This is a genomic window from Nonomuraea sp. NPDC026600 (assembly GCF_040638335.1).
GTDB lineage: Bacteria > Actinomycetota > Actinomycetes > Streptosporangiales > Streptosporangiaceae > Nonomuraea.
This window is the reverse complement of sequence record NZ_JBEZYD010000010.1, coordinates 20,119-45,638: the sequence shown is the minus strand read 5'-3', so window position 1 is coordinate 45,638 and position 25,520 is coordinate 20,119. Positions and strand designations below refer to the sequence as shown.

At 69.7% G+C, this 25,520-nt stretch carries 24 protein-coding genes; 17 read left to right on the top strand and 7 right to left on the bottom strand.

Annotated features, from left to right (window positions below; all coding sequences use genetic code 11):
• The first annotated feature begins 193 nt into the window (after positions 1-193).
• The gene (locus tag AB0F17_RS23685; RefSeq protein ID WP_358026322.1) at positions 194-331 is read left to right on the top strand and encodes a hypothetical protein; all 138 of its coding nucleotides are present in this window, start codon (positions 194-196) and stop codon (positions 329-331) included.
• Here AB0F17_RS23685 and coaA read toward each other — a convergent pair.
• Positions 303-1,220, bottom strand: coding sequence for a type I pantothenate kinase (gene coaA / locus AB0F17_RS23680; RefSeq protein ID WP_358026320.1), 918 nt, complete (start codon positions 1,218-1,220; stop codon positions 303-305). The two genes, AB0F17_RS23685 and coaA, sit on opposite strands and share 29 nt — an antisense overlap.
• Positions 1,221-1,419: 199 nt before the next feature.
• Here coaA and AB0F17_RS23675 point away from each other — a divergent pair, with 199 nt between their 5' ends.
• Complete coding sequence (locus tag AB0F17_RS23675; RefSeq protein ID WP_358026317.1) at positions 1,420-2,838, top strand: alkaline phosphatase PhoX; 1,419 nt, start codon at positions 1,420-1,422, stop codon at positions 2,836-2,838.
• On the opposite strand, the gene AB0F17_RS23670 is transcribed toward AB0F17_RS23675, so the two are convergent.
• Entirely contained in the window at positions 2,835-4,058 is a 1,224-nt protein-coding gene (locus AB0F17_RS23670; protein ID WP_358026314.1) for an aminotransferase class V-fold PLP-dependent enzyme, read from the bottom strand. The genes AB0F17_RS23675 and AB0F17_RS23670 overlap by 4 nt on opposite strands.
• Between AB0F17_RS23670 and AB0F17_RS23665 the strand changes: the two genes are divergently transcribed.
• The 13 genes from AB0F17_RS23665 (at position 4,057) to tsaD (ending at position 15,079) form a co-directional block, all read left to right on the top strand.
• The gene (locus AB0F17_RS23665; RefSeq protein WP_358026312.1) at positions 4,057-5,448 is read left to right on the top strand and encodes a PLP-dependent aminotransferase family protein; all 1,392 of its coding nucleotides are present in this window, start codon (positions 4,057-4,059) and stop codon (positions 5,446-5,448) included. The two genes, AB0F17_RS23670 and AB0F17_RS23665, sit on opposite strands and share 2 nt — an antisense overlap.
• Positions 5,449-5,504: 56 nt before the next feature.
• Positions 5,505-6,044: a hypothetical protein gene (locus AB0F17_RS23660; RefSeq protein WP_358026309.1), complete on the top strand. Its 540-nt coding sequence runs from the start codon at positions 5,505-5,507 to the stop codon at positions 6,042-6,044.
• A gap of 22 nt (positions 6,045-6,066) precedes the next feature.
• Positions 6,067-6,417 carry a holo-ACP synthase gene (locus tag AB0F17_RS23655; protein WP_358026306.1) on the top strand — a complete coding sequence of 117 codons (351 nt, stop codon included), beginning with the start codon at positions 6,067-6,069 and terminating at the stop codon, positions 6,415-6,417.
• A 9-nt stretch (positions 6,418-6,426) separates the two neighbouring features.
• Positions 6,427-7,887 carry an NAD(P)H-hydrate dehydratase gene (locus AB0F17_RS23650; RefSeq protein ID WP_358026304.1) on the top strand — a complete coding sequence of 487 codons (1,461 nt, stop codon included), beginning with the start codon at positions 6,427-6,429 and terminating at the stop codon, positions 7,885-7,887.
• 97 nt (positions 7,888-7,984) lie between these two features.
• A complete protein-coding gene (alr, locus tag AB0F17_RS23645) occupies positions 7,985-9,115 on the top strand; it encodes an alanine racemase (protein WP_358027053.1) in 1,131 nt (376 codons plus the stop codon).
• Positions 9,112-10,161 (top strand): alpha/beta hydrolase, encoded by a 1,050-nt coding sequence (locus tag AB0F17_RS23640; protein WP_358026301.1) that lies wholly within the window; start codon positions 9,112-9,114, stop codon positions 10,159-10,161. Before alr ends, AB0F17_RS23640 begins: the two co-directional genes overlap by 4 nt.
• Positions 10,161-10,625, top strand: coding sequence for a tRNA (adenosine(37)-N6)-threonylcarbamoyltransferase complex ATPase subunit type 1 TsaE (tsaE, locus tag AB0F17_RS23635; RefSeq protein WP_358026298.1), 465 nt, complete (start codon positions 10,161-10,163; stop codon positions 10,623-10,625). Before AB0F17_RS23640 ends, tsaE begins: the two co-directional genes overlap by 1 nt.
• A 138-nt stretch (positions 10,626-10,763) precedes the next feature.
• Positions 10,764-11,453: a hypothetical protein gene (locus tag AB0F17_RS23630; protein WP_358026295.1), complete on the top strand. Its 690-nt coding sequence runs from the start codon at positions 10,764-10,766 to the stop codon at positions 11,451-11,453.
• 3 nt (positions 11,454-11,456) lie between these two features.
• Positions 11,457-11,993 (top strand): class F sortase, encoded by a 537-nt coding sequence (locus AB0F17_RS23625; RefSeq protein WP_358026292.1) that lies wholly within the window; start codon positions 11,457-11,459, stop codon positions 11,991-11,993.
• Positions 11,990-12,919 (top strand): aminoglycoside phosphotransferase family protein, encoded by a 930-nt coding sequence (locus AB0F17_RS23620; RefSeq protein WP_358026290.1) that lies wholly within the window; start codon positions 11,990-11,992, stop codon positions 12,917-12,919. The genes AB0F17_RS23625 and AB0F17_RS23620 overlap by 4 nt, the downstream gene beginning before the upstream one ends.
• A gap of 27 nt (positions 12,920-12,946) precedes the next feature.
• Positions 12,947-13,591 (top strand): tRNA (adenosine(37)-N6)-threonylcarbamoyltransferase complex dimerization subunit type 1 TsaB, encoded by a 645-nt coding sequence (tsaB, locus tag AB0F17_RS23615; RefSeq protein ID WP_358026287.1) that lies wholly within the window; start codon positions 12,947-12,949, stop codon positions 13,589-13,591.
• The gene (rimI, locus tag AB0F17_RS23610) at positions 13,588-14,055 is read left to right on the top strand and encodes a ribosomal protein S18-alanine N-acetyltransferase (RefSeq protein WP_358026285.1); all 468 of its coding nucleotides are present in this window, start codon (positions 13,588-13,590) and stop codon (positions 14,053-14,055) included. Before tsaB ends, rimI begins: the two co-directional genes overlap by 4 nt.
• Positions 14,048-15,079, top strand: a complete 1,032-nt coding sequence (gene tsaD / locus AB0F17_RS23605; protein WP_358026282.1) for a tRNA (adenosine(37)-N6)-threonylcarbamoyltransferase complex transferase subunit TsaD — start codon at positions 14,048-14,050, stop codon at positions 15,077-15,079. The genes rimI and tsaD overlap by 8 nt, the downstream gene beginning before the upstream one ends.
• A gap of 409 nt (positions 15,080-15,488) precedes the next feature.
• Here the strand turns inward: tsaD and AB0F17_RS23600 are convergent, their stop codons facing one another.
• Positions 15,489-17,444 (bottom strand): hypothetical protein, encoded by a 1,956-nt coding sequence (locus AB0F17_RS23600; protein ID WP_358026280.1) that lies wholly within the window; start codon positions 17,442-17,444, stop codon positions 15,489-15,491.
• 194 nt (positions 17,445-17,638) lie between these two features.
• Positions 17,639-19,006: a class I SAM-dependent methyltransferase gene (locus tag AB0F17_RS23595; RefSeq protein WP_358026277.1), complete on the bottom strand. Its 1,368-nt coding sequence runs from the start codon at positions 19,004-19,006 to the stop codon at positions 17,639-17,641.
• A gap of 543 nt (positions 19,007-19,549) precedes the next feature.
• On the opposite strand from AB0F17_RS23595, the gene groES reads away from it, so the two are divergent.
• Both groES and groL read left to right on the top strand, forming a co-directional pair.
• Positions 19,550-19,864 carry a co-chaperone GroES gene (gene groES / locus AB0F17_RS23590; RefSeq protein WP_214633886.1) on the top strand — a complete coding sequence of 105 codons (315 nt, stop codon included), beginning with the start codon at positions 19,550-19,552 and terminating at the stop codon, positions 19,862-19,864.
• Between the two features lie 83 nt (positions 19,865-19,947).
• Positions 19,948-21,567 carry a chaperonin GroEL gene (groL, locus tag AB0F17_RS23585; protein ID WP_358026274.1) on the top strand — a complete coding sequence of 540 codons (1,620 nt, stop codon included), beginning with the start codon at positions 19,948-19,950 and terminating at the stop codon, positions 21,565-21,567.
• Between the two features lie 166 nt (positions 21,568-21,733).
• Here groL and AB0F17_RS23580 read toward each other — a convergent pair whose 3' ends face one another.
• The 3 genes from AB0F17_RS23580 to AB0F17_RS23570 all read right to left on the bottom strand — a co-directional run bounded on the left by AB0F17_RS23580 (position 21,734) and on the right by AB0F17_RS23570 (position 25,287).
• Positions 21,734-23,101 carry a site-specific integrase gene (locus AB0F17_RS23580; protein ID WP_358026271.1) on the bottom strand — a complete coding sequence of 456 codons (1,368 nt, stop codon included), beginning with the start codon at positions 23,099-23,101 and terminating at the stop codon, positions 21,734-21,736.
• Between the two features lie 120 nt (positions 23,102-23,221).
• Complete coding sequence (locus tag AB0F17_RS23575) at positions 23,222-23,404, bottom strand: helix-turn-helix domain-containing protein (protein WP_358026268.1); 183 nt, start codon at positions 23,402-23,404, stop codon at positions 23,222-23,224.
• Positions 23,405-23,841: 437 nt separating this feature from the next.
• Entirely contained in the window at positions 23,842-25,287 is a 1,446-nt protein-coding gene (locus AB0F17_RS23570) for a replication initiator (protein WP_358026265.1), read from the bottom strand.
• Between the last annotated feature and the right edge of the window lie 233 nt (positions 25,288-25,520).

Below are 25,520 nucleotides of genomic sequence, written 5' to 3'. Positions count from 1 at the left end.
GAGGCCGGAATTTCCGCAGCAGATGGCCGTGATCGCGCCGGGCGGCACGGCGACGTCGGTGACGCCCGTGCACTCGTCGAGCACGGTCGTCACCTCGCCGGTATGGGCGGATCAATCACAGATGTAGCACTAGGTCGTTTTTGTCGATCGGATGTTGATGATGTGTTGACAGTGGTACGCGAGGGTTTCTCGCATGAGGCAGACGTTCAGGTGTCACGACGACGGCGAGGACTGCTGGTTCGCCGACATCGACGATCAGGGGTGCGCGGGCAGGTTCGCTGCCTACCTGTTCGAGGAGATGTTCAGGTACGGCGAAGCCGTACCCGCCTGACGGAGTGGTCGGCGCCTTTCTGCATGACCAGGCTGGCGCGGCCGCGCGTGGGGGCGATGTTCTCGACCAGGTTGCGCTCGTTGATGTCGCGCCAGACGTTGACCGCGAACTCGGTCGCCTCCTCGTCGGACAGGTCGGCGATGTACTTGAAGTACGACTGCGGGTCTTCGAAGGCGGTGCGGCGGAGCTTGTGGAAGCGGTCGACGTACCAGGCCCGGATGTCCTCCACCTTGGCGTCGACGTAGATCGAGAAGTCGAAGTAGTCGTTGACCGCGAGGGACGTGGGCGGGGCAGGCTGAAGCACGTTCAACCCCTCGATGATCAAGATATCCGGATTTTTCACCACTTGTTTTGCGCCGGGGACTATGTCGTATTCGAGGTGGCTGTAGATCGGGGCGTACACCTCGGACTGCCCGGCCTTGACCTCGGCCACGAACCTGACCAGCGCCCTGCGGTCGTAGCTCTCCGGGAACCCCTTGCGATGCATGATCCCCTTGGACTCCAGCACCGCGTTGGGGTAGAGGAAGCTGTCGGTGGTGAGCAGCTCCACGTGCGGGTGCTCGGGCCAGCGGGCCAGCAGCGTGTGCAGCAGTCGCGCCGTCGTCGACTTCCCGACCGCGACGCTGCCCGCGATGCCCAGGATGTACGGCACGCGCTGCTCCGGATGCCCGAGAAACGCGGTCAGCACGCTACTGCGTTGTCTGGACCCGGTGAAGTGGAGATTGAGCAGCCGGGTCAAAGGGAGGTAGATGTCGGTGACCTCGGTGAGGTCGATGGGATCGTCGACGCCACGCAGCTCTTCCAGCTCTGCCGCGGTGAGAGTCAAGGGCGTGTTCTTGCGGAGTTCGCTCCACTGCTCCCTGCTCAATTCAACGTAGCCGTTGTTCACCTTGGCAGCGTAGCGACGACGTCCAAACGCGCTCTCGACCGGGTACCCGTCTTTATCCACAGCCTGTGGATAAAGACATGGGATTACTTTGTCGCAGTTCTGGGTATGAGCGGCGGCTCCCGCCTGGGATCTCGGTGAAACGGGGCATGCGGCGATTTGTCAGAGGCTACTGTTCGGATACCGAGCCCTGGGAGGTCTTGTGGATCGTCGTCGCTTTCTGACCAGAGCAGGTCTGGCCGCCGCGGCCGGCATCGCCGGGCCGTTCGCCGGAGTCGCCTGCGCGGGCGCCAGAGGCGGCGTCGCCCGGGCGACCGGGTACGGGCCGCTGAAAGCGGTGCGCGACGCGCGTGACGGGAAGGTCAGGCTGAACCTGCCGGACGGGTTCAAGTACCGCTCCTTCAGCCCGGCGGGCAGCAAATACTCCGACGGCTCCATCGTGCCGGGCAAGCACGACGGGATGGCCGCCTTCCGCGGGCCGCGCGACACCGCGATCCTGGTGCGCAACCACGAGGTCGCCGGGCCGGTCGGCGCGTTCGGGAACAAGGACAAGGCCTACGACCCGGCGGCCGGCGGCGGCACCTCGACCCTCCAGGTCACCCGTTACGGCGAGGTGCTCAAGAGCGCCCCGTCGCTGAACGGCACCATGATGAACTGCTCGGGCGGCCCGATGCCCTGGAACGCCTGGGTGAGCTGCGAGGAGACCGTCAACGGCCCCGACATCGCCAACGACTTCTCCGGCAACGACAACAGCAAGCTGACCCGCAAACACGGCTACATCTTCGAGGTGCCGGTGTCGGGCACCTCCAACGCCAAGCCGATCAAGGCGGCGGGCCGGTTCGCGCACGAGTCGGCCGCCTTCGACCCGCAGGCCGGGGCCCTCTACCTGACCGAGGACTGCTTCGCGTTCGCCTCCGGCTTCTACCGCTACACGCCGCCGAAGCACCCGCTCAAGGCCGGGCGGCTGCTCGACGGCGGCCGGCTGCAGATGCTCGCGATCAAGGGCTCCCCGCGCAAGGACCTGTCCAAGGGGCAGCGGGCCGGCGCCACGTACAACACGGTATGGGTGACCATCGACGACCCCGACCCCACCTTCACCGGCAAGCCGTCGAACGACGAGGCCGTCCAGGCTGTCGGCAAGCAGGGCCGGGCCGAGGGCGCGGCGATCTTCGCCCGGCTCGAAGGGGCCATCTACCACCAGGGCACCGTGTACTTCTGCTCCACCCAGGGCGGCGCCACCGCCGACGGTGACACGCCGCCGTCCGGGTTCGGCAAGGGGCGCGGGCAGGTGTGGGCGTACGAGACGTGGACCGGGCGGCTCAGGCTCGTGTACGAGTCGCCGCGCTCGTCCGTGCTGGACCTGCCCGACAACGTGACGGCCAGTCCCCGCGGCACGCTGGTGCTCTGCGAGGACGGCGACGGCGACAACTTCCTGCGTGGCCTCACCAAGAAGGGCGAGATCTTCGACTTCGCCCGCCTGGAGCCGGTGGACGGAGACCCGGGCGCGGAGTTCGCGGGCTCCACCTTCGGCCCCGGCGGTCACACCCTGTACGTCAACATCCAGTCCAAAGAGGGCATGTCCTTCGCCATCTGGGGACCCTGGCAGCAGGGCTCGTTCTAGACGGCCAGCTCCGCGACCGCGGCGGCCACCTGGTCCACCTCCTCGTCGGTGTTGTAGTAGTGCGGTGACAGGCGCAGGCACCAGTCGACGTCCTTGTCGCCGAAGTCGAACTGCGCGAACTCCCGGAAGCTGAGCGCCGAATTGATCTTCCGCGCGTCCATCGCCGCCTTGAAGGGCTCCGGCCGCCACCCCTCGATGGTGAAGGTGACGATGGCGCCCAGCTCGGGGCCGTGTTCGAGCACCCGTACCCCCGAAACGGCGTCGAGCAGGACGCGCAGGCGGGCGGCGAGCGCGGGTGAGCGGCGCGCGATGGCCTCGACGCCGACCCCGCGGGCATAGCGGGCGGCCGCCGCGCAGCCCAGCACGGTCGCGTACGGGAACTCCCACTCCTCGAACCGCGAGGCGGACTCGGCGGGCTGGTAGCGGTCCGGTCCGGTCCAGCGGGCGCCGTGCATGTCGATGAACAGCGGCTCGTACCCCGCCTTCAGGACCCGGTCCGACACGTAGAGGAAGCCGGAGCCGCGCGGTCCGCGCAGGAACTTCCGGCAGGTGGCGGTGAGCAGGTCGCAGCCGATCTCGGCCACGTCGATGGGGCGCTGGCCGATCGACTGGCACGCGTCGACCAGGTACAGCAGGTCCAGTTCGCGGCAGTGGCGGCCGATCTCGGCGACCGGCTGGACCAGCCCGGAGTTGGTGGGGATGTGGGTGGCGCTCACCAGCCGGGGGCGGTGCGCCCGCATGAGCGCGGCCATCGCCGCCACGTCCACACCGCCCTCCGGCGCGTCCGGCGCGTGCATGACGCGTACGCCGAAGCGCTTGCGCAGCGACAGGAACGCGATCTGGTTGGAGATGAAGTCGTTGCGCGTGGTCAGGATGACGTCGCCGGCCTCGAACGGGATCGCGGACAAGGCTGTGGCGAAGGCGTGGGTGGCGCTACCGGAGAACGCGATGTTCTCCGGTCCGCAGTTGATCAGGCCGGCGAGCTCCGCGTAGAACTCGCGGACCTGGCCGGCGCGGGCCGCCGCCGCCTCGTAGCCGCCGATCTGGGCTTCCAGCCGCAGGTGATCGAGCATCGTGGCCAGCACCGGAGCGGCCAGCAGCCCGCACCCGGCGTTGTTGAAGTGCACGACCTGCGCACACCCTGGAGTGTCGGCCCGCAGGCTCTCGACGTCGAGTAGCGGTTCAGGGCTTGTGTTGAAAGCGCTATTATCAAGTTTCATGTCGGATAGTAGCAGTTCGGCGGAACTCGCGGTGCGGCTGCGTGCCCTGCTGTCCGGGATGGCGCCGGGTGACCGCCTTCCCAGCAGCCGTGACCTGGTCCAGCGCTACCGGGTGGGCCCGGTGACCGTGTCGCAGGCCATCGCCGCGCTGGCCGCCGAGGGCGCGGTGATCACCCGGCCGGGCAGCGGCACGTTCGTGGCGCCGCGCGCCAGGGCGGGCGCCGTGGTCGCCGACACCGCCTGGCAGACGGTCGCGCTCACCGACCGGGCCGTGGACACCCGCTCGCTGACCGACGCGCTCGGCCCGCCGCCCGCCGGGACGATCATGCTGGACGGCGGCTACCTGCATCGATCGCTGCAGCCGACGCGCGAACTGACCGCGGCACTGGGCCGCGCGGCCCGCCGCCCCGACGCGTGGGACCGCGCGCCCGCGAGCGGCCTGTCGCCGTTGCGCGCCGTGTTCGCCACCATGGCGGGTGGCGGTATCACCCCGGACGATGTGCTGATCACGGCGGGCGGGCAGAGCGCGCTGTCGATGGCGTTCCGCGCCATCGCCGGCCCCGGCAACCCGGTGCTGGTGGAATCGCCCACCTACCCCGGAGCCATGGCCGCCGCCCGCGCGGCCGGGCTCAGCCCGGTGCCGGTGCCCATGGACGCCGACGGCCTGCGGCCCGACCTGCTGGCCGAGGCGTTCGAGCTGACCCGCGCGCGGGCGCTGTACTGCCAGCCGGTCCACCACAACCCGACCGGCGCGGTGCTGGCGCCCGAGCGGCGCCGCCAGGTGGTCGAGGTGGCCAGGGCGGCGGGCGCGTTCGTGATCGAGGACGACTTCGCCAGGCACCTCGGCCACGGCGGGCCCGTGCCGCCTCCGCTGGTGGCCGGCGACCGTGACGGCACCGTCGTCTATCTGACCTCGCTCACCAAACCGGCCGCGCCGAGCCTGCGCATCGGAGCGCTGATCGCGCGCGGGCCCGTGATGGCACGGCTGCGGGCGGTCCGCCTGGTCGACGACTTCTTCGTCACCCGGCCGCTCCAGGAGGCCGCGCTGGAGCTGGTCAGCTCGCCGGCCTGGGAACGGCACCTCCGCACGCTGGCCACGGCCCTGCGGGACCGGCGCGGGGAGCTGGCCGCCGCCGTCTCGCGCGAACTGCCCGGCTGGACCATCACGCGGGTGCCCGCCGGTGGGCTGCACCTGTGGGTCCGCCTGCCCGAGGGGCTGGATGACACGGCGGTCGCCGGCGCCGCCCGGCAGCTCGGGGTCGCGGTCAGCGCGGGCAGCCGCTACTTCGCCACCGAGGTGCCCGCCGCGTGGCTGCGCCTCGGGTTCGCCGCCACGGCCGACGCCGCCGAGCTGGTCGAGGGCGTACGGAGGCTGGCGCACGTCTGTTGAAGGCGACCAAGGGGTTGTTCATACTCCGAGGGACACCCGCGATAGGAGGGCGCCTCGTGCTGTACATCTTCGGCTTCGAGCGGATCGGCGTGGCAGTGAGCGATCTGTACTTCGTCGACCCGAACCCGGGCAAGGGTCAGGAGGGAGCCGAGCACGGCGTACGTCTCGAAGTACGGATGCTCGAACAAGGGCGGCTGAAAGGCTCCATCTATTCGGCGCGGCCCATCAACCTCGACCGGCCCATCTGGCGCGTCGATCTGCTGGAATCGGTCGACGGCCGCCCCGGCAGCTTCGACCGGACCCATCACCATCCGGTCTTCACCGAATGGAACCCGGGCCCCCGCGTGTTCGACAAGGAACTGTCGAGTGATCCCCTGACGTGGCTGGCGGGCAAGCTGGCGGATCTGGACGCCGTGCTGGAGAAGGCGGCGGTGGAGCGCGACGAGTCGATCGCGGCGGACGTGACCGAGCTGCGCGCGTGCGTTCCCGAGATCATCGACAGCGTCAGCCGCCTGCTCGCCAGAGTGGCCAAGGGCGAGCTCGGCACGCTGCCCGACGACGGGCCGGCCGACAGCGTCCGGGCCAGTTGGTTGTAGGCGCGGCCGTTAACCTGGGGGGATGATCCTGGGCATCGGCGTGGACGTCGTCGACATCGCGCGGTTCGAGTCGGCGCTGGAGCGCACGCCGGGGCTGCGTGAGCGGCTGTTCACCGAGGTCGAACGGCCGCTCGCGGTGCACTCGCTGGCGGCCAGGTTCGCCGCCAAAGAGGCCGTCGCCAAGGCGCTGGGCGCGCCGAAAGGGCTCGGGCACCTGGAGGCCGAGGTGCGCTGCGACGAGACCGGCAAGCCCGAGCTCCACGTCACCGGCAAGGCCGCCGAAGTCGCCTACGGCCTGGGCGTCAAGCGCTGGCACGTCTCCCTCAGCCATGACGCGGGTGTGGCGATGGCCTACGTGATCGCGGAAGGATAGCTTCGGATCATGCCTACCGCCTACACCGCCGACCAGATCAGGACCGCCGAGCGCGCGCTGATGGCGCGGCTGCCCGACGGCACGCTCATGGACCGCGCCGCCGCCGGGCTCGCCGCCGTCTGCGCCGGCCTGCTCGGCAAGGTGTACGGCACACGCGTCCTGCTGCTCGTCGGCAGCGGCGACAACGGCGGCGACGCCCTCTACGCCGGGGCCCGGCTGGCCGGACGCGGCGCCCGGGTCGAGGCCGTCCTGGCGGGTGCCAAGACCCACGAGGCCGGTCTGGAGGCGTTCCGCCGGGCGGGCGGCACGATAGCCGGGCCGGACGCCCTCGACCGGGCCGAGCTGATCGTCGACGGGCTGGTGGGCATCGGGGCGACCGGCGCGTTGCGGGAGCCGTACGCACGGCTGGCCGAGGCGGCCAACGCCGCGCCCGGCCTGGTCGTCGCGGTGGACCTGCCCAGCGGCGTCGACGCGAGCACCGGGCAGGTGGCCGGGTCGGCCGTCGCGGCTCAGGTGACGGTGACCATGGGGGCTCGCAAGACCGGGCTGCTCGTCGATCCGGGCGCGAGCTACGTGGGCGAGCTCGAGCTGGTCGACATCGGGCTCGACCCCTACCTGCCCGACCCCGACGTGGTGGCGCTCTCCTATCGTGACGTCGACGGCCTGCTGAAGCACCCGATGGGCGAGTCCGACAAATACCGCAGGGGCGTCCTGGGCGTGGCGGCGGGCAGTGACCGCTACACGGGCGCCGCCGTGCTCGCCGTGGGCGGGGCGCTGCGCGCGGGCGCGGGGATGGTGCGTTACGTGGGGCCGGAAGAGCCGGTGGCCCAGGTACGCGCCCGCTGGCCCGAGGCGGTCGTCGCCGAGCTGAGCGAGCCGTCGATCGACGAGGTCGGCCGCGTGCAGGCATGGGTGCTGGGGCCGGGTCTGGGCACCGGCGACTGGGCGCACGAGCTGGCCGCCAGGGTGCTGGCCAGTGACGTGCCCGTCCTGATCGACGCCGACGCCCTGACCCTGGTCGCCGAGGACAGGGCGCTGCTCCGCCGTACCGCGCCGGTGCTGATCACGCCGCACGCGGGGGAGCTGTCACGGCTGCTGGGGGCCGACCGCGCGGCGATCGAGGCGGGGCGGCTCGAACACGCCCGCCGGGCGGCCGCGGAGCTGGGCGTGACCGTGTTGCTCAAGGGCTCGACCACGGTCGTGGCCGCGCGGGACCTGCCGGTACGGGTCAACGGGACCGGCACCGCGTGGCTGGCCACCGGCGGCACCGGCGACGTGCTCTCCGGCGTGGCCGGCGCGCTGCTGGCGCAGGGGCTCGACTGTTACGACGCGGGCTCGTGCGGTGCCTACCTGCACGGGCTGGCGGGGCGGATCGCGGCCGACGACGCCCCGCTGACCGCCGCCGACGTGGCCGAGGCGGTTCCGGCGGCGATCCGTACGCTGCGGGGCGCGGCTCGTTCTCCCAGGTGAGCCGGAAGGCGAATCCCGTTCGGTCGGCTGGCCTCAAGAGGGCGAATCGCGCTCGACCACGCGAGTGAGCTGCCAGACTGGAGGGATGACATCCCCGATGGCGACGCCCGCCGAGGCGCAGGTCGATCTGGCCGCGATCAGGCACAACGTGTCGCTGATCAAGGAGCGCGCGGGCGGCGCCGAAGTGCTGGGGGCCGTCAAGGCCGACGCCTACGGGCACGGGCTCGTCCCGACGTCCGAGGCCGTGCTGCAGGGCGGCGCCAGCAGGCTCGGCACCGCCTACATCCGTGAGGCGCTCGCGCTGCGGGCCGGTGGCATCACCGCGCCGCTGCTGGCCTGGATCATCACACCGGGGGAACCGCTCGACGAGGCGCTCGAAGCCGAGATCGAGCTGTCGGCGGCCGACGAGGGGCTGCTCGACGAGATCGCCGCCGCTGCGCGGCGCACCGGACGGACCGCCCGTACGCACCTTGAGGCCGACACCGGCATGAGCAGGGGCGGCGCACCGCTCGCCGCCTGGCCGGGGCTGCTGGCCAGGGCGCTCGCGCTCCAGGCCGAGGGCGTCATCGAGATCGTCGGCCTGTGGTCGCACTTCGCCTGCGCCGACGTGCCGGGGCATGGCTCGATCGACCGGCAGATCGAGGCGTTCGAGGCGGCGCTCAAGCAGGCCGAGCAGGCCGGCGCCGCCGGGTCCCACGTCATCCGGCACCTGGCCAACTCCGCCGCGATCCTGACGCTGCCGCGCACCCACTACGACATGGTCCGGCCCGGCATCGCGATGTACGGGCTCAGCCCGGTCCCCGAGCTGGGCGACTTCGGGCTGCGGCCGGCGATGACGCTGGTGGCGCGGATCGCGCTGGCCAAGCGGGTGCCGGAGAGCTCAGGAGTGTCCTACGGACACCTTTATGTCACGAGTTCTGAGACCACGCTTGGGCTGGTACCGCTCGGGTACGCCGACGGGATCCTCAGGCACGCGACGGGGCAGGCGGAGGTCCTGGCAGGGGGTCGCCGCAGGGCGATAGCCGGCCGGGTGTGCATGGACCAGTTCATGATCGACATGGGCGACGACCCGCTGGCCGCGGGGGACGAGGTCATCCTGTTCGGGCCAGGTGGGAGAGGTGAGCCGACCGCTCAGGAGTGGGCGGATAACCTCGGCACGATTACGCATGAGATCGTGACCAGGATCGGTTCGCGGGTGCCGCGGGTGTATAGGGGATCAGGGACATGACGACGACAACACGGCGGAAGGTCGGGATCGCCGGCGCGATCGTCGGTGCCGCTTCGGCCGGTGTGGCCGCCGCGGCGCTGGCCAAACGCTACGCGGTGGGCCGCATGAGGCTGCGCCCCGACGCCGAGGCGAGCGAGCCGTTCGGCGAGCTGCGCGGCCGGGACCGCACGCTCATCACCTCTGACAGCACGGCCCTGCACATCGAGGTCGACGGGCCCGAGGACGCGCCGCTGACCATCGTGTTCTGCCACGGCTACTGCCTCAGCCTGGAGTCGTGGCACTACCAGCGCCGCGACCTGCGTGACAGCTACCGCATGGTGCTGTGGGACCAGCGCTCCCACGGCCGCTCCCAGCGCGCGACCGCCGAGGACAGCACGATCGACCGGCTGGGCGACGATCTGGCCGAGGTGATCGACCGTTTCGTACCCGGCCCGTGCGTGCTGGTCGGCCACTCCATGGGCGGCATGACGATCATGGCGCTCGCCGACCGCCACCCCGAGCTGTTCGGTGACAAGATCCGCGCGGTGTCGCTCATCGCCACCTCGGCGGGCAAGCTGGCCGAGCTCACGCTGGGCCTGCCCGCGCTGCTGTCCAAGGTCGTGCACAAGATCGCCCCACCGACGATCTCGATGCTGGGCAAGCGGGGTTCGTTCGTCGACAAGACCCGTCACGCGGGCAGCGACATCGCGTTCCTGATGACCCGTCTCATGGGCTTCGGCGACTCCAAGAACGTCAGCCCGACCCTGGTCGACTTCGCCGAGACGATGATCAGGGCGACGCCGACCGAGGTGTTCGCCGACTTCTACCCGGCACTGATGAACCACGACAAGCTGGCCGCCCTGCACGTCCTCGACCCGGTGCCGACCGCGATCCTGGTCGGCGACAAGGACTGGCTGACGCCGCCGGAGCACAGCAAGGCGATCGCCGCCGCGCTGCCCAAGGCCCAGCTCACCGAGGTGCCGGACACGTCGCACCTGATCCAGTTGGAGCGCCCGGGCGTGGTCAACGACGCGCTGCGCGACCTGATCAAGAGGGTGGAGCTGTAGTGGCGGAAAGGCTCCCGACGGCCGAGGACATGCGCGCCTACGGCGCCCGCCTGGCCGGCACGCTGCGCCCCGGCGACCTGCTCATCCTGTCCGGCCCGCTCGGCGCGGGCAAGACCACGCTCGTGCAGGGCATCGCCGAAGGGCTCAAGGTACGCGGCCCGATCACCTCGCCCACGTTCGTGATCGCCAGGGTGCATCCGTCGCTCCGGCAGGGCCCGCCGCTCGTCCACGCCGACGCCTACCGGCTGGGCGGTGACCTGGAGGTCGACGACCTCGACCTCGACGCCTCGCTCGAGGAGTCGGTGACGGTCGTGGAGTGGGGCGAGGGACTGGTCGAAGGGCTGTCCGACGACCGGCTGGAAATCCACATCGACCGCGAGGGCGGCGACGACATCCGCGTCGTGACGCTGCGCGGTGTCGGCGCCCGGTGGGCCGACACGCCGTCCGAACCTGCGGAAAAGTAAAATCCGCCCTGACTTCCGGCAAAGCTGTCACCCTTGACCTACCTCACCATCGACAGAAATCATGATCATTGGTAAGGGGTTCGCCCAGAAAATCTGGGTATCAGGAGGGGCGGCGTCTACTTTTTTGGTGGATGCTTGGTGCAGGACGGCGCGGAGTGGGGTGCGGCGGTGCTCAGGGTCAGGCGAGTCGCGTATGCGGGAGCCATCGTCATGATCGGCGCGGTCGGCTGCTCAGCCTCCGCCCAAACCACACCGACCACCACACCATCAGCCTCGGTCAGCACCAGCCCGGCGGTCGCCACCCCGACCGCCAGCAGGAAGCCCATCCTCGTCCGGCTGAGCCCAACGAAGGTCACCGCGGGTGAGAACTCCAAGGTGTGGATTTTAGCCAACTGCCCGGTCCCCAGCGGCGGCCCCGCGCACACGGGCACCGCCACGTCCAAGGCGTTCCTCAGCGGCGTGCCGCTGACCACCGCGCCGACCGGCGCCACGGCCACGCCCACCCCGACCGGCCGCGTCACGGCCGCCAACCCGTGGGTACGCGGCGAGGCCCAGGTGTCGAGCACCGTCAAGCGCGGCTCCTACGTGGTCGACGTCAAGTGCGACGGCACCAACGACACCGGCAAGGCCACCCTGCAGGTCGTCAGAGCGACCGCGGACGCCGCGGACGACGACACCAAGCCCACCAAGGCACCCCGAGCGGGCGGTGGCGGCACCTTCGGCAAGGACCTCGACGAGGGCTCGGGGATGCCGGTCGGCGGCGTGCTGGCCGGCGTGGCCGTGCTGGCGGCTGCCGGGCTGCTGATCAAGCGCCGCATCCGGGGTTAGCCGGTGGCCCGCCCTGGACGCGTGGTCCTCGCGGGAGCCGTCACCGGTCTGTTGCTGGTCGCGTTCGGCAAGTCGTACCAGACCTCCACCAAGACCACCGGCTCCGTCGTGCCCCAGAGCATCGACATCCCGTCGATCGAGGTCGAGGCGCCGCTGATGAAGCTCGGCCTGAGCAAGGACGGCGAGGTCGAGCTGCCGCCGTACGAGAAGCCCAAGATGGCCGGCTGGTACACCGGCAGCGCGGTGCCCGGCGACAAGGGCGCCTCGGTCATCATCGGCCACGTCGACACCAAGACGGCCCCGGCGGTGTTCTACAAGCTCAAGCAGGTACGCAAGGGCGAGATCGTCAAGGTCGAGCGGAGTGACGGCAAAGTCGTCAAGTACAAGGTCGACTCGATCGAGCAGGTGTCGAAGGACCACTTCCCGGCCGATCGCGTCTACGGCGGAGAAGGCCTCAAGCTGGTGACCTGTGGCGGCAAGTTCGACTACGCCAAGGGCGAATACCTCGACAACATCATCGTCTACGCTTCCCGAGCGTGAGCGAAGAGACCAACCCGCCCGCCTCAGGGGCGCGGGTGCCCTGGCAGGAAGTGCACCCGGCCGCCCGCGCGGCCGTCGAGGAGTTCATCGGCGCTCCCGTGATCGAGGCCGTGACGCAGCAGGGCGGGTTCTCGCCCGCGGCGGCGGCCCGGCTCCGCGCCGCGAACGGCCGGCGCGCCTTCGTCAAGGCTGTCGGCCCCGAGCCGAACCCCGACAGCGTCCGCCTCTACCAGGCCGAGGCCAAGATCGCCGCCGCCCTGCCCGAGTCCGTGCCCGCGCCGCGGCTGCTGACCGACTTCGAGATCGAGGGCTGGGTGGTGCTGGTCTTCGAGGACGTCGAGGGCCGCCACCCCGAGCTGCCCTGGCGCCGCGACGAGCTCGACCGGGTGATGGAGGCCGTACGGCGCATGTCGGCCGCGCTCACGCCCTCGCCGATCGAGGCGCCGCCGATCGCGGAGCTGTTCGGGCAGGCCTTCCGCGGCTGGCGCGACCTGCTCGACGAGGACACCACCGGCCTCGACCCGTGGGCGCTGCGCCACCTCGGCGCGCTGGCCGAGCTGGAGTCCGGCTGGGCCGCCGCCGCCGCCGGCGACACGCTGCTCCACGCCGACCTGCGAGCCGACAACCTGCTGCTCACCGAAGACCGTGTCTACGTGGTCGACTGGCCGTGGGCCTGCGTCGGTGCGAGCTGGTTCGACTTCCTGGGCATGCTGCCCTCGGTCGCCATGCAGGGCGGCCCGCCGCCGCAGGAACTGTTCCCCGACCCCGATCCCGCCGCCACCGCGGTGATCGCCGCGTTCACGGGTTACCTGGTACGGCAGGGCCGCCGGCCGCCGCCACCCGGTCTGCCCACGGTCAGGGCGTTCCAGCGGGCGCAGGGCGTCGTGGCGCTCGACTGGCTGAAACAGCGCACCGGCTGGGTGTGACCCGACAGGCAGGTAGGCTAAACAGTCGTGCTGGTCCTGGCCTTTGATACCGCGACGCCCGCCGTCACGGCCGCCCTCCATGACGGGCAGCGAGTGCTCGCCGAGTCGACGACGATCGACGCCCGGCGACACGGAGAGCTGCTCGTCCCCACCATCGAAACCGTGCTGCGCGAGGCGGGCACCGCCCTGTCCGAGGTCACCGCCGTCGTCGCGGGCAGCGGCCCCGGCCCCTACACGGGGCTGCGCGTCGGGCTGATGACCGCGCAGGGGCTCGCCACCACGCTGGGCATCCCCGCGTACGGCATCTGCACCCTCGACGCCGTCGCCTACGGCAGCGGGTTCACCGAACCGTTCCTGGTCGCCACCGACGCGCGGCGCAAGGAGGTGTTCTGGGCCCGCTATTCCGACGCGCGCACCAGACTCGACGGGCCGTTCGTCGACCGGCCCGCCGACGTGCCGGTGGACGGCCTGCCCGTGGCAGGCGCCGGAGCCGGCCTCTACCCCGACCTCCTGGGGCGATCCGATGCGCCGCCGTACCCCTATGCCGGGTTCCTGGCCGCCCTGGCGGCCGAGCGCATCGCGGCGGGGGTGGCGCTCGGCCCGCCGCGCCCGATCTACCTGCGGCGGCCCGACGCGGTGGTGCCCGGCGCGCCCAAGCGGGTGACGGCATGAAGCCCCGGCAGATGGACGTGAAGCTCCGGCAGATGACCGAGGCCGACCTGCCGGCGGTCATGGGGATCGAACGCGACACGTTTCCGATGGACGCGTGGAGCGAGGGCATGCTCCGCGGCGAGCTGGCCGACCAGCCGCGGACCAGGCACTACGTGGTGGCCGTCGTCGGCGAGGAGATCGTCGGCTACGCCGGCCTGGCCGCCGCGGCCGACCAGGCCGACGTTCAGACCATCGCGGTCGATCACCCGCATCAAGGCACCGGCATCGGCGGCGCGCTGCTGACGGAACTGCTGGCCGAGGCCGCCCGGCGCGCGGCGCGGGAGATCTTCCTCGAGGTACGCGCCGACAACCCGCAGGCGCGGGGGGTCTACGAGCACTTCGAGTTCGAGGTGATCGGCCGGCGCCGCCGCTACTACGACGACGGCATGGACGCGATCATGATGAGAAGGAAGCTGGATGGCTGACGCACCCCTGGTCCTGGGCATCGAGACGTCCTGCGACGAGACCGGCATCGGCATCGTCAGAGGCCACACGCTGCTGGCCAACACGATCGCCTCCAGCATGGAAGAGCACGCCAGGTTCGGCGGCGTGGTGCCCGAGGTCGCCTCGCGTGCCCACCTGGAGGCGATGACGCCGACGGTGGAGGCCGCGCTGGCGCAGGCCGGGCTGAAGTTCGCAGACATCGACGCGATAGCCGTCACCGCGGGTCCGGGACTGGCCGGGGCGCTGCTCGTCGGCGTCGCCGCGGCCAAGTCCTACGCACTCGGCCTCGGCGTGCCCCTCTACGGCGTCAACCACCTGGCCGCCCACGTCGCCGTCGACCAGCTCGAACACGGCCCGCTGCCCAAACCGTGCATCGCCCTGCTGGTGTCGGGCGGCCACTCGTCGCTGCTGCTCGTGCCCGACGTCGCCGATGACGTGATCTCGCTCGGCTCCACCGTCGACGACGCGGCCGGGGAGGCGTTCGACAAGGTGGCGCGGGTGCTCGGCCTGCCGTTCCCCGGCGGCCCGCACATCGACAAGGCGGCCACCGCCGGCTCGGGCACGGCCATCACCTTCCCGCGAGGCAAGATCGACGACGGCACGCTCGACTTCTCCTTCTCCGGGCTGAAGACCGCCGTGGCGCGCTGGGTGGAGGCCCGCGAGACGGCCGGCGAGTCCATCCACGTGCCCGACGTGGCGGCTTCATTCCAGGAGGCCGTGGTCGACGTGCTGACCCGCAAGGCGCTCCAGGCCTGCCGGAAGTACGAGGTGCGCGACCTGTTGATCGGCGGGGGTGTCGCGGCCAACTCCCGGCTGCGCGCCCTGGCTCAGGAGCGGTGTGACGCGGCGGGCGTACGGCTGCGGGTGCCGCGTCCGGGGCTGTGCACCGACAACGGCGCCATGGTCGCGGCGCTGGGGTCCGATCTGGTCGCGGCGGGGGTCGCCCCGTCGAGGCTGGACATTCCGGCTGACTCGTCGATGCCGATCACGACCGTGCACGTATGAGGCGTTGCACCGGTCCTCGGTGCGTGTGACGGAGTTTTCGGGCGTGTGTTTTCGGGCGTGTGATGGAGTGCGATCGGTCTTCGGGCGTGTGAGGGAATGCGGCCTATGCGCCGCTGCTGCTGTGTGGCCCGCTGCTGGGAGCGGTCACCGTCGTGTACTGGCGGCGCCGCCGCGCCCGGCCCACTGCGCCTGTGGCAGCTCACAGGCCGTCGCGATGGGAAGGGTAGGCGGGCGCCCAGCCGAGCTCCTGGCGCGCGTTGCCGGCGTGACGGGGTGTCGGCCTGCCCCGGCGACGGCTGAGAATACGCGTCGTCACGGCGAGAACCCCGTGAGCGTTCACGACCGGCCAGGAAGGTCGCGCGCCCAGGGCGGCGCGTGCGGGTGACCTTGGCTGTGCCGTACAGGAAGGTCAGTCTTTTCTGGTGGGACGGAGGAGGGCCTCGGCGAGGGCGAGCATGGTCTCCTCCAGGGCGCCCAGGCGCTTGGTGAGGTCGCTGGTGGCGGGCTCGACGATGTCGGTGACCGTCTGGGTGAGCTCGGAGCGGTCGGGGCGCGCCGTGACCAGCTCCGTGAGCGCGGACGCGGCGGCGGTCAGGCGCTCGCCCTGGTCGGTGGTCTGGGAGTCGAGGAGTTCGCTCATCCGCTCGCCGATGCTGAGCGTCGCGGGTAGCTGGCCGATGCGCTGGTTGACCGCCTCGATGCGGTCGTCGACGGCTTCGAGGTGCTCGTTGGCCTGTTCGGTGTGTACGGCGAGACCGGTCAGGTTGGTCTCCACGCTGTCGATCTGGGTGCCGAGGCCGTTGATCGAGGTGTCGACGTCGGTGAGCCTCTCGCTCAGGCCCGTCACGGTGGTGTTGACGCTGGTGAGCTGGTTGTCCAGGCCGTCGAAGCGGGTGGTCAGGCGCTCCTCCACCTCGCCCAGGCGTTCGTCGAGTGACTCCAGGCCGTTGTCGAGCTGGTTGAAGCGGCCCTCGTTGCGGGTGGCGGACTCGGTGAGGTGCCGGTCGGCGACGGCCAGGCGTTCGTCGAGCCGGATGAAGTGGCCGTCGACGCGGCCGTCGAGTGCGTCGAACCGGTCGTCGTGGCGGGACAGGTGACTGTTCACCGTGGTCAGGTGGCTGTTCACGGAGCTCAGGTGCTGGTCGAAGCCGCCGAGCCGGTCGTCGAGCCCGCTGTGGGCGTCGAGCAGCTTGCCGTCGATGCCGTCGAGGCGGGTGTCGATGCCGGTCAGGTGCCCGTCGGCGGCCTCGATGTGGCTGTCGATGCCGAGGAGTTTGCCGTCGAGCCGGCCGATCCGGCTGTCGACGCCGTCGAGGCGACCGGCCAAACGCTGCTCGGTCTCTTCGAGGCGGCTTGTCACGCTCTGCCGGGTCTCGGCCAGGGTCTGCCCTGCCTCGTTGAGACGCGCGGTCAGGGCCTGCTCGGTCTTGTCGTGACGCGCGGTCAGGGCCTGCTCGGTCTTGTCGAGGCGGCCGGTGAGCCGCTGGTCCAGGTCGGCCAGCTGCTGCTCGGTCTCGTCGAGGCGTCCGGTGAGGCGTTGTTCGGTGCCGTCCACCTGGGCGCCGAGCCGGTCCGTCGCCGCGGTGAGCTTGCCGCCAAGTTGGTTGGCGGTGGCGGTGAACTTGCTGTCGAACTGGTCGGTGGCGGCGGTGAGCTGCGCGGCGGTGGCGGTGAACTTGCCGTCGAGCTGTGCGGCGGTGGCGGCGAGCTTGCCGTCGAAGTCGTCGGGCAGCTCCAGCACCGCGCCTTCGATGCGGTCGGTACGGGCGGTCAGCTCGGCGAGCGACTTGTCGATGCGGGTGAAGCGGCTGGCGGCGGCCTCCATGCCCGTGGTGAGCTGGCCCAGCCTCGTGCCCAGGTCGCCCATCCGCTTGGTGATGCCGTCGGTGCAGTCGAGGACCGACTGCAGCTTCTTGAGCACCTCATCCACGTTGTCGCCGACGCTGCCGACCTCGGCCCAGAGCCCCGGCAACTCCGACACCGGCGCCACCCGCTGATGAACCGACTCCACATGCGCGTCAACGGTGCCCACCTGCTCGCCGACGGCGTCAACGTGGTCGCGTACCGCCTCCACATGCTGGGCGAGACCCTCGGCCCACATCGGCGGTTTGGCCGCGATCTCCTCAAGCCGCCCGCTCACCGTCTCGAGCGTGCCGCTCAGCCCTCCAAGCTCCCGTTCGCGAACCTCGCGGAGCAGCCACTCCATACCTTCGAGGCGCTGGCGGATCTCGTCGAGGACGGCGCCCTGGGTGCGCTGCTCGTACACGTGATCCTGGGAAGCACGCGCGAGCAGGTCCCGCATCCTTTCGGAGATGGCGGAATCGCCGCCTGCCTGTAGAAGGGTGGTGTGGTTGGAGTGATCCACCGAAAGGCTCCTTCGCTCGCCGACGGTCTGCCGCGCAGCGGTGGGATAGGTCCGGTTTGCAGATGGAAGAAAGAGAGCGCGGCTAACCGCCAAAGGGGGAGGACTCCCGCGTGCCCACCTTAGCCTCTCGATCAAGGTACGTCAGGGGCGAAGTGAAAGATAGGTATTGGCCCGGGAGTGCCCGGATTTGTCATCTACGCAGGTGGGGTGGCATGGCAAATCAAAACGGAAGGCTTATTCATGATGCGGGTAAGGACGATTACCGCTGATTTATCGCCAGAAAGCCGGAGGTCATTTCTGAGCCGCTCGATGTCGACCGCCGAGGCCCGCTTCTTGATAACGACATTTCCGATTTGCCGCTCGCGAAGGGTGGCCCGGAGGCGCTTCAGCGAGAACGGCAGCACTTCTTCCACCGAGTAACGCGCGGCCCACGGGGTGTCGAACGCCTCATCGCTCGTGATGTAGGCGATCATCGGGTCGGGGAGGCGGCCATTGACCATCTCGGCGACCTCCCCGACGAGGTGTGCACGGATCGCGGCCCCGTCGGGCTCGTACACATAACGCCCGACGGGGCCGATCGGCGCCTCGACCCCGCGGGCGACGAGCGTCTCCCCACCGGGCAGCAACGTCGCCCGCCGCACCACACCACCCGGCACTGTCGTCGGTGGCACCGCACTGCCCGGCCGCTCAACAGCGCCGATTGTGTCTGCGGCGTCGGTGGAGCCTGTCCAGAGGGCCGCTTCTTTTACCTCGCCCTTGTACGACACCCACTCGGCTTCGGCGCCGGCCGGGATGAACTCGTACGGGATCCCCGGAGCCACCTTCAGGCAGGCCCGCGGGGCTCTGGCGACCAGGTCGAGCACGACCGGCCACGGCGGGGAGTAGGCCATGGGGTCGAACGTCCTGCCCCGGCTCGTACGGCGGGCGGGGTCGGCGAACAGCCAGTCGTAGTCCTCCGGCGAGACCGTCGCGGCGTCGCCCACCCGGACGGTGACCCGATCCCCGAGCCCGAGCGCCTCGGCGTTCGCCCGAGCGACTGCGACGGTCAGCGGATCGAGGTCCAGGGCGTCCACGACGCACCCGGCGCGGGCCAGCGCGATGAAGTCGCCGCCGATGCCGCAGCAGACGTCCACCACCCGCGGTCCCTCGGCCGCGCCCTGCCCTCCACCGGCCACGACCCGCGTTTCTGCGGAGACGCCAGGCGCCCTACTGGCCGCAACCCGCGTTTCCCTGGCCGTGCTCTGCGCTCCACCGGATGCGGCCTGCGTTCCGTCGGTGAGTGCGGTCAGGCGGCGGGCGCGGTGGGCGCCGACCTCGGCGCGGGTGGCCTGCTCCAGGCCGTGCGGAGTGAAGTACATGCTGGCCGCGTCGGCGCCGAACTTGGCTCTGGCGCGGTCGCGTAGTCCCGCCTGGGTGAGCGCGGCCGAGGTGAGCGCGGCGTCGTACGTCTTGCGCAGTCTCGTCGCCGCGGCCACCGGGTCGGCTCCCACCAGCTCGACGGCCTCAGCGAGAGCGCGCTGCCCGCGCGGGGTGAGCAACTCGGTGAAGGCGTCGAGATCCACGTAACACCACGCTAGCGCCTTCCCGCCGCACTCCAGGCCCCGGCCCGTCCGTGACCCCATAGGTGCGAAGGCGATGGTGAAGGGACGGGCAGCCTCACGCGTGTGCCCTTCCGGGTCTGGCGGGTGGCTTGACTGGTGGCCTCATGCGTACGCCCGTCCGTGTGGCGGGTGGCCTCACGGGTGTGCCCGTCCGGGTCTGGCAGGCGGCCTGACGGGTCTGCCCGTGTGTGCGGCGGGTGGCCTGACGAGTGCGAAGTCGGCTGTCCGCTGTGCGCGTAAAGCGGGTAGTCGTGCGTACTCACACATCCGCCGTGCCCCACGGGTGCGTGTCACCCCATTTACCCCCAACCTTGGGCAAGCTCTTGGGCCTGATCGCTCTGAGCAGACGCGTTCGTGTTGACTGTCAAGCCCCTCTTGCATATGTTTCCTGTTGGCACTCTCCCCTTGAGAGTGCCAACGTGCGACGAGGCAGGTCTGACACCCGCGACGGCAGGCCCCGCTGGTCGCCTCTTCTAGATCATTCAAATCTGAAGGGGAGGTCCGATCGTGACGACCGCCACCAAGGTTCCCGTTAAGCCGCTCGGCGACCGCATTGTGGTTCAGCCGCTTGAGGCCGAGCAGACGACCGCTTCCGGCCTTGTCATCCCTGACACCGCCAAGGAGAAGCCGCAAGAGGGCAAGGTCCTCGCGGTGGGCCCGGGCAACTGGGATGAGGACGGCGACAAGCGTATTCCGCTTGACGTCGCTGAGGGCGACATCGTCCTCTACAGCAAGTACGGCGGCACCGAGGTCAAGTACGGCGGCGAGGAGTACCTCGTGCTCTCCGCCCGCGACGTTCTCGCGATCATCGAGAAGTAAGCCGGATGCGTCGGGCCCCGGGCGCGCGCTCTCGTTTGAGCGCGTGCGGCCGGGGCTGTCGACGCTAGGAGAGGACTTTCAGCATGGCGAAGATCCTAGCGTTCGACGAGGACGCCCGCCGCGCGCTTGAGCGCGGCGTCAACGCCCTCGCGGACGCCGTGAAGGTAACCCTCGGCCCGCGTGGCCGCAATGTCGTCATCGACAAGAAGTTCGGTGCTCCGACGATCACGAACGACGGCGTGACCATCGCTCGTGAGATCGAGCTGGAGGAGCGCTACGAGAACCTCGGCGCCCAGCTCGCCAAGGAAGTCGCCACCAAGACCAACGACGTCGCTGGTGACGGCACCACCACCGCGACCGTCCTGGCCCAGGCGATGGTCCGCGAGGGCCTGCGCAACGTGGCAGCCGGCGCCTCGCCGCTGTCGCTCAAGCGCGGCATCGACAAGGCCGCCAAGGCGGTCAGCGACAAGCTGCTCGCCAGCGCGCGCCCGGTCGAGGACAAGAAGGAGATCGCGAACGTCGCGACCATCTCCGCCCAGGACGCCAAGATCGGCGACCTGATCGCCGAGGCGTTCGACAAGGTCGGCAAGGACGGTGTTCTCACCGTCGAAGAGTCCAACGCCATGGGCATGGAGCTCGAGTTCACCGAGGGCCTCCAGTTCGACAAGGGCTACCTGTCGGCGTACATGGTGACCGACCCCGAGCGCATGGAGTCCGTCCTCGAGGACGCCTACATTCTGCTCACCCAGGGCAAGATCTCCTCGATCGCGGACTTCCTGCCGCTGCTCGAGCAGATCGCCCAGACCAAGAAGCCGCTGCTCGTGGTCGCCGAGGACGTCGAGGGCGAAGCCCTGGCCGTTCTGGTCACCAACAAGATCCGCGGCACGTTCACCTCCGTGGCCGTCAAGGCTCCGGGCTTCGGCGACCGCCGCAAGGCCATGCTGCAGGACATCGCCATCCTCACCGGTGGCCAGGTCGTGAGCGAGGAAGTCGGTCTCAAGCTCGAGAACGTCGGCCTTGAGGTGCTCGGCACCGCTCGCCGCATCGTCGTCACCAAGGACGCCACGACCGTCGTCGACGGCGCCGGCGACGCGAAGGCGATCGAGGACCGGGTCAAGGAGATCAAGCTCGCCATCGAGCAGTCCGACTCCGACTGGGACCGCGAGAAGCTGCAGGAGCGCCTCGCCAAGCTGGCCGGCGGCGTGTGCGTGCTGCGCGTCGGCGCTGCCACCGAGGTGGAGCTCAAGGAGAAGAAGCACCGTCTCGAGGACGCGATCTCCGCTACGCGGGCCGCGATCGAGGAGGGCATCGTCTCCGGCGGTGGCTCCGCGCTGATCCACGTCTCCAAGGACCTCGACGACCTCGGCCTGACGGGCGACGAGGCGACCGGTGTCGCCATCGTCCGCCGCTCGCTGGTCGAGCCGACGCGCTGGATCGCCGAGAACGCCGGTCTCGAGGGCTACGTGGTCACCCACAAGGTCTCGGAGCTGTCCGCGGGCCACGGCCTCAACGCCGCCACGGGCGAGTACGGCGACCTGCTCAGCCAGGGCGTCATCGACCCGGTCAAGGTCACCCGCTCGGCCGTGCAGAACGCCGCGTCCATCGCCGGCATGCTCCTCACCACCGAGGCGCTCGTCGTCGACAAGCCGGAGGAGGAGTCCGCTCCTGCCGGTGGGGGCCACGGTCACGGCCACGGTCACTGATCTGTTTCTCCCTTACACGGTCCACGCCTGTTCTCTGGGTGCGGGCCGTGTTTTGGTTTCCTGGGGTTTTACGGCCGGCATGGGCCGGCCCCAACCGCCGTCCGGGGCCGGGGCCTGTCCAGGGAGAACATCGGTCCGTCCACGATCAGGGGGTTGACCTGGGGGTTTACGCCGGAATGGGCGCGTTTTGGGCCATTTGGCCCGCGTATGGCCCGCGATCTGCGTTTTCGCTGGTCAGCGCCTTGATCGGAAGCGTCTGCGAGTTCAGCACCGCTTCTATCTTCGCGTTCGCTGCGTCTTCCCCGGTGTCGATCCAGTGCGCGTAAACCGTGAGGAGAACTTGGATGGAGTGGCCGAGCCTGCGAGCGACCTGGGCAGTGTCTACGCCCGCCAGGATGAGCGTAGAGGCGTTGAAGTGCCGGAGGTCATAGGGACGTCGGGCGAGCTGGGAGGCGTGCTCAGCGTCGCTCAGGGCCGCTTTGCGGGCACGTCGCCACACGTCTTGATAGACGCGCGCCCGGTAGTAGGTGTGACTTGGTCCGTCATAGAACAGGCGGCCATCGGGAGCCGGAGGGTAGGCCATCAGGTGACGACGCAGGATCGCCACCAGCTCCGGAGGGATAGGGACGATGCGCACGGCCGTCTTAGCGCGTTGCTTGAGCCCCTTCTTATCGTGCCGTTCGCCATCGTCCGTCCACAAGGCGCCGACGTCGGGCGCCGCGCCGGTCAGGGTGAGCCGCCCCCAGCCCTTCAGCGGTAGCTGGCAGTTGCCGACGGTCAGGGCCAGCACCTCAGAAGGGCGCAGCCCGGCTAACGCCATGACATAGAAGAAGGTGGCCAGCATCGGCCCCCGATGGGCAGTGTGCGCGTAGAAGGGCAGCTCTCGTACGGCCTCGATGATCCGTCGCGCTTGCACCAGGGTGGGCACAAGCAGCGGAGAGACCGCATCATCGGCATGCCGACGCTTGGTCTTGATGGTCACCAGCAAGTTGACCGTGATCAGCTTGCGCTGAACCGCGAGGTCCACGCTCTGAAAGAGGATCGCCCGCCGAGTGCGCATGGTGCTTGCGCTAGCTTTCCTGCCGTCTTGCAGGGTAGCCAGCTTGGCCAGGACGGTACGGATGTGCTCATCGGTGCCGAGGTCTGCCACGGGCCGAGAGTGTTCGGCCAGCCAGGCCAGCGCCGAGGCGATCTCCGGGGGAGGCGTTTCGGCCTCCAGCCGCCCGTACCGGTAGGCCCAGTTCATCAGAGCCCGCCGCAGGATCGCATCGTCGGGCCGGGTACGCCGCGCTTTGGCCGTATCGTCGATCATGGCGAGCATGATCTCTGTCAGGTCTCGCGCCGTGTTGCGCCGAGCGCTAGCAGAGGTACCCGCCCAGTGCTCTTTGACGACCAGTAACGCGTGATCGAACCAGGTGACTTGCTCACGCCCCCAGGAGACGGGCTCACCGGTCTTGACGTCCCAGAGTTGGCCGACGAGCTGTGCCGCGTTGGTGAGCTTGGCCTGATGGTTCTGCGCTTCTGCTTTTAACAAGAACGACCTAGAGTAGGACCGTTCGCCGAGCCGCCACCGAAGTTCGTACGGCTTCTTTCGACCCGCACGCTTCCGGATGGTCCAGAATTGGATTCGAATGGTAGACATTTAGCCGCCCCTCTATTCCGATTTCCGCTCCTCTAACCATTTTACCCAATCATCGTGCTTTATAAGCCTTTTCCCGTTGGGCAGCTTATATGTTTCTGGACCGCATCCGACCGCTAGCCACTTATAGAACGTCGAGCGAGGAACATGCAGGATACGCAGGGCATCAGCCACGGTCAGAAAGTCGTCATGACTCATCAGACGCCCCTTTCCGAGTTGCACCTACGGGCCAGCCACGGGCCAACCACGGGCCAGCAGAGGGAGCACTCGAATTCGCCTCTAAGCGCTTCGCGTCGAACGCCTTTCACCCTTCCATTAATTGCCGGAACCGGAATGCATCTACACCATTCACGAATGACGGGAAAGCGTTTCGACTGAATGGCGTTTATCGCCGAGAAAGGCGAGCCATCCGCCCGCAGGCAGTGGCCGAGCCGCCGCCCGCCAGCGGTAACAGCCCGCCCCCTTGCACTCTCTCCGTGATCACTGGCTACTCTGCGTGTGCGCTGGGGGGCCCTCCCACCCGCCCAAGGGGTCCGTAGGCCGCTGACCGCCGCCAGGAGTCTGCACTTCAGGGCACATACAGGCCCTTCAACCCCTGAATCGTGCCTTCGGCGCGCCTTCCTTCTGGGCGGCCCTCACGCCTCCCCATCGCGCCGTCCCGCATCACCCCTGCGTCGCTTCTCCATCTCCGCGTACGCCGCCTGTCGCTCTCGCACGAGCCGCCACAGTCGCAGCGTCCGCGACGGCAAACCCTCGTCTCCGTCCTTCACCGCCTCCCACACGTGCCGTCCACCTGACTCCTCTGCCTCCTCCTCCCCGAGCGCTTGCAGTACCCAGGCCCGCCGCTCCGCCGCGTAGTCCGTGAGCCGCCGCCCAGACCAGTTACGCGAGACCAGCGCCCGCCGTCCGCCATAGCCCATCCGCTCCGGCCGATGTGCCCGCCGCGTGCACTTGCCAGGCACCAGGCCACTCCGCGCGCCCTTCGGCTGGATCCCGTATCGCAGCCAGTTCGGGCACTCCGCCGAACACGGCTCGTACGTCACCGTCTCGATCAGCCGCGCCACGTGTTGCCGCTCCGCCCAGCTCAGCGTGCCCCACTGGCTCACCAGAGCATCGGCCATGCTCTTGGTCAGATACTTCGCCAAGTACCCGACCCGTCGATCTGCCTCTGCACTCCCGATCAGCACCCCCCGGACATTCATCTGTGTGCCGAACCTCAGGGTGTGACGCGGCGCGTCCAGGCCGTCTAACGTCTCCTCCCAGGTCTCCAGGACTTCCCCGGTCGCGGGATCCAGGTAGCCCACGCCCTCACACCAGACCGGCAGGTGCTCTCCCACCAGAACTCTCCCGGTGTCGGCAGGCCACCACACTTGGTGGTACGTCGCTGCAACGATCTGCCGCAGCTCTCGCCGAGGCAGCGTTCCCCGGATCGCCATGTGCAGGTGGGGAGCGAGCCTGCGTTGCGGCTCCACGGTCGCGAAGTATTGAGCCGCGTAGCCCGCCACCCGCCGAAGGTTCTGTACGAACCGATCCACCAGCCGCCCGAAGTGCATCGCGTCTCGCGCCGCCCCCGTGTAGTCGTACGACCGTGGGTCAACCGGCGCACCATCCTTGACCCTGCCGTAGGACGGCAGCGTCAGCGTTACGAACATCGACGGCCGATACACCCTGCCGTCGCGCCCGGTGTACGTCTGCCCTAGGGTTCCCTCCCGCTTCTCTCGCCGGGGCAGTTCTGGCGTGTCCTGGCGTCGCCGCGTCGAGCGCACTCGCCGCCTGTTCACCGTCTCCGCCTCTTCCTCCGCACTCTTCCGCCTCTTCGGCCGCCCTTCTGGCTCCGCCTCCAGGTGCCACCCCTCGCGGCACTGCGCCGCCCTCATCTTGCGTGCGGCTTGTGCACACGACGGGCACTTGGCCGCCACCAGCGCCCCGCAGGCGACCTCTACGACTTTCGTCTCTCCGCTGTCTGCGTCGTACACCCGGAAGGCCAACGGCCGGACACAGACGCCCAGCCCGACCGCCGCCCTTTCCACTACCGCCAGCGAGAGCAAGCCCCGCGCCGACATCTCCGGCTCTCCCAGCACGCCCCCTTCCTCCTTCTCGTTCAGCGCTACGCCCGCTCCTCCCTCTCTGTTTCGTGGCCGCGCCCGTCGCCGGCTGACTCGCTTTGCTCGCCCTGACGGGTGCCTACGGCATCGACCGGCCACGGTCGCTCCCGCTGTGACACCGTCTCCGTCTCACTCGCGACGTGCGCTGTTGCTCCGCACTCTCCGCAGCTCACCGCCCCTCGTACGACGTCGAGCGTCAGACTCTCGCC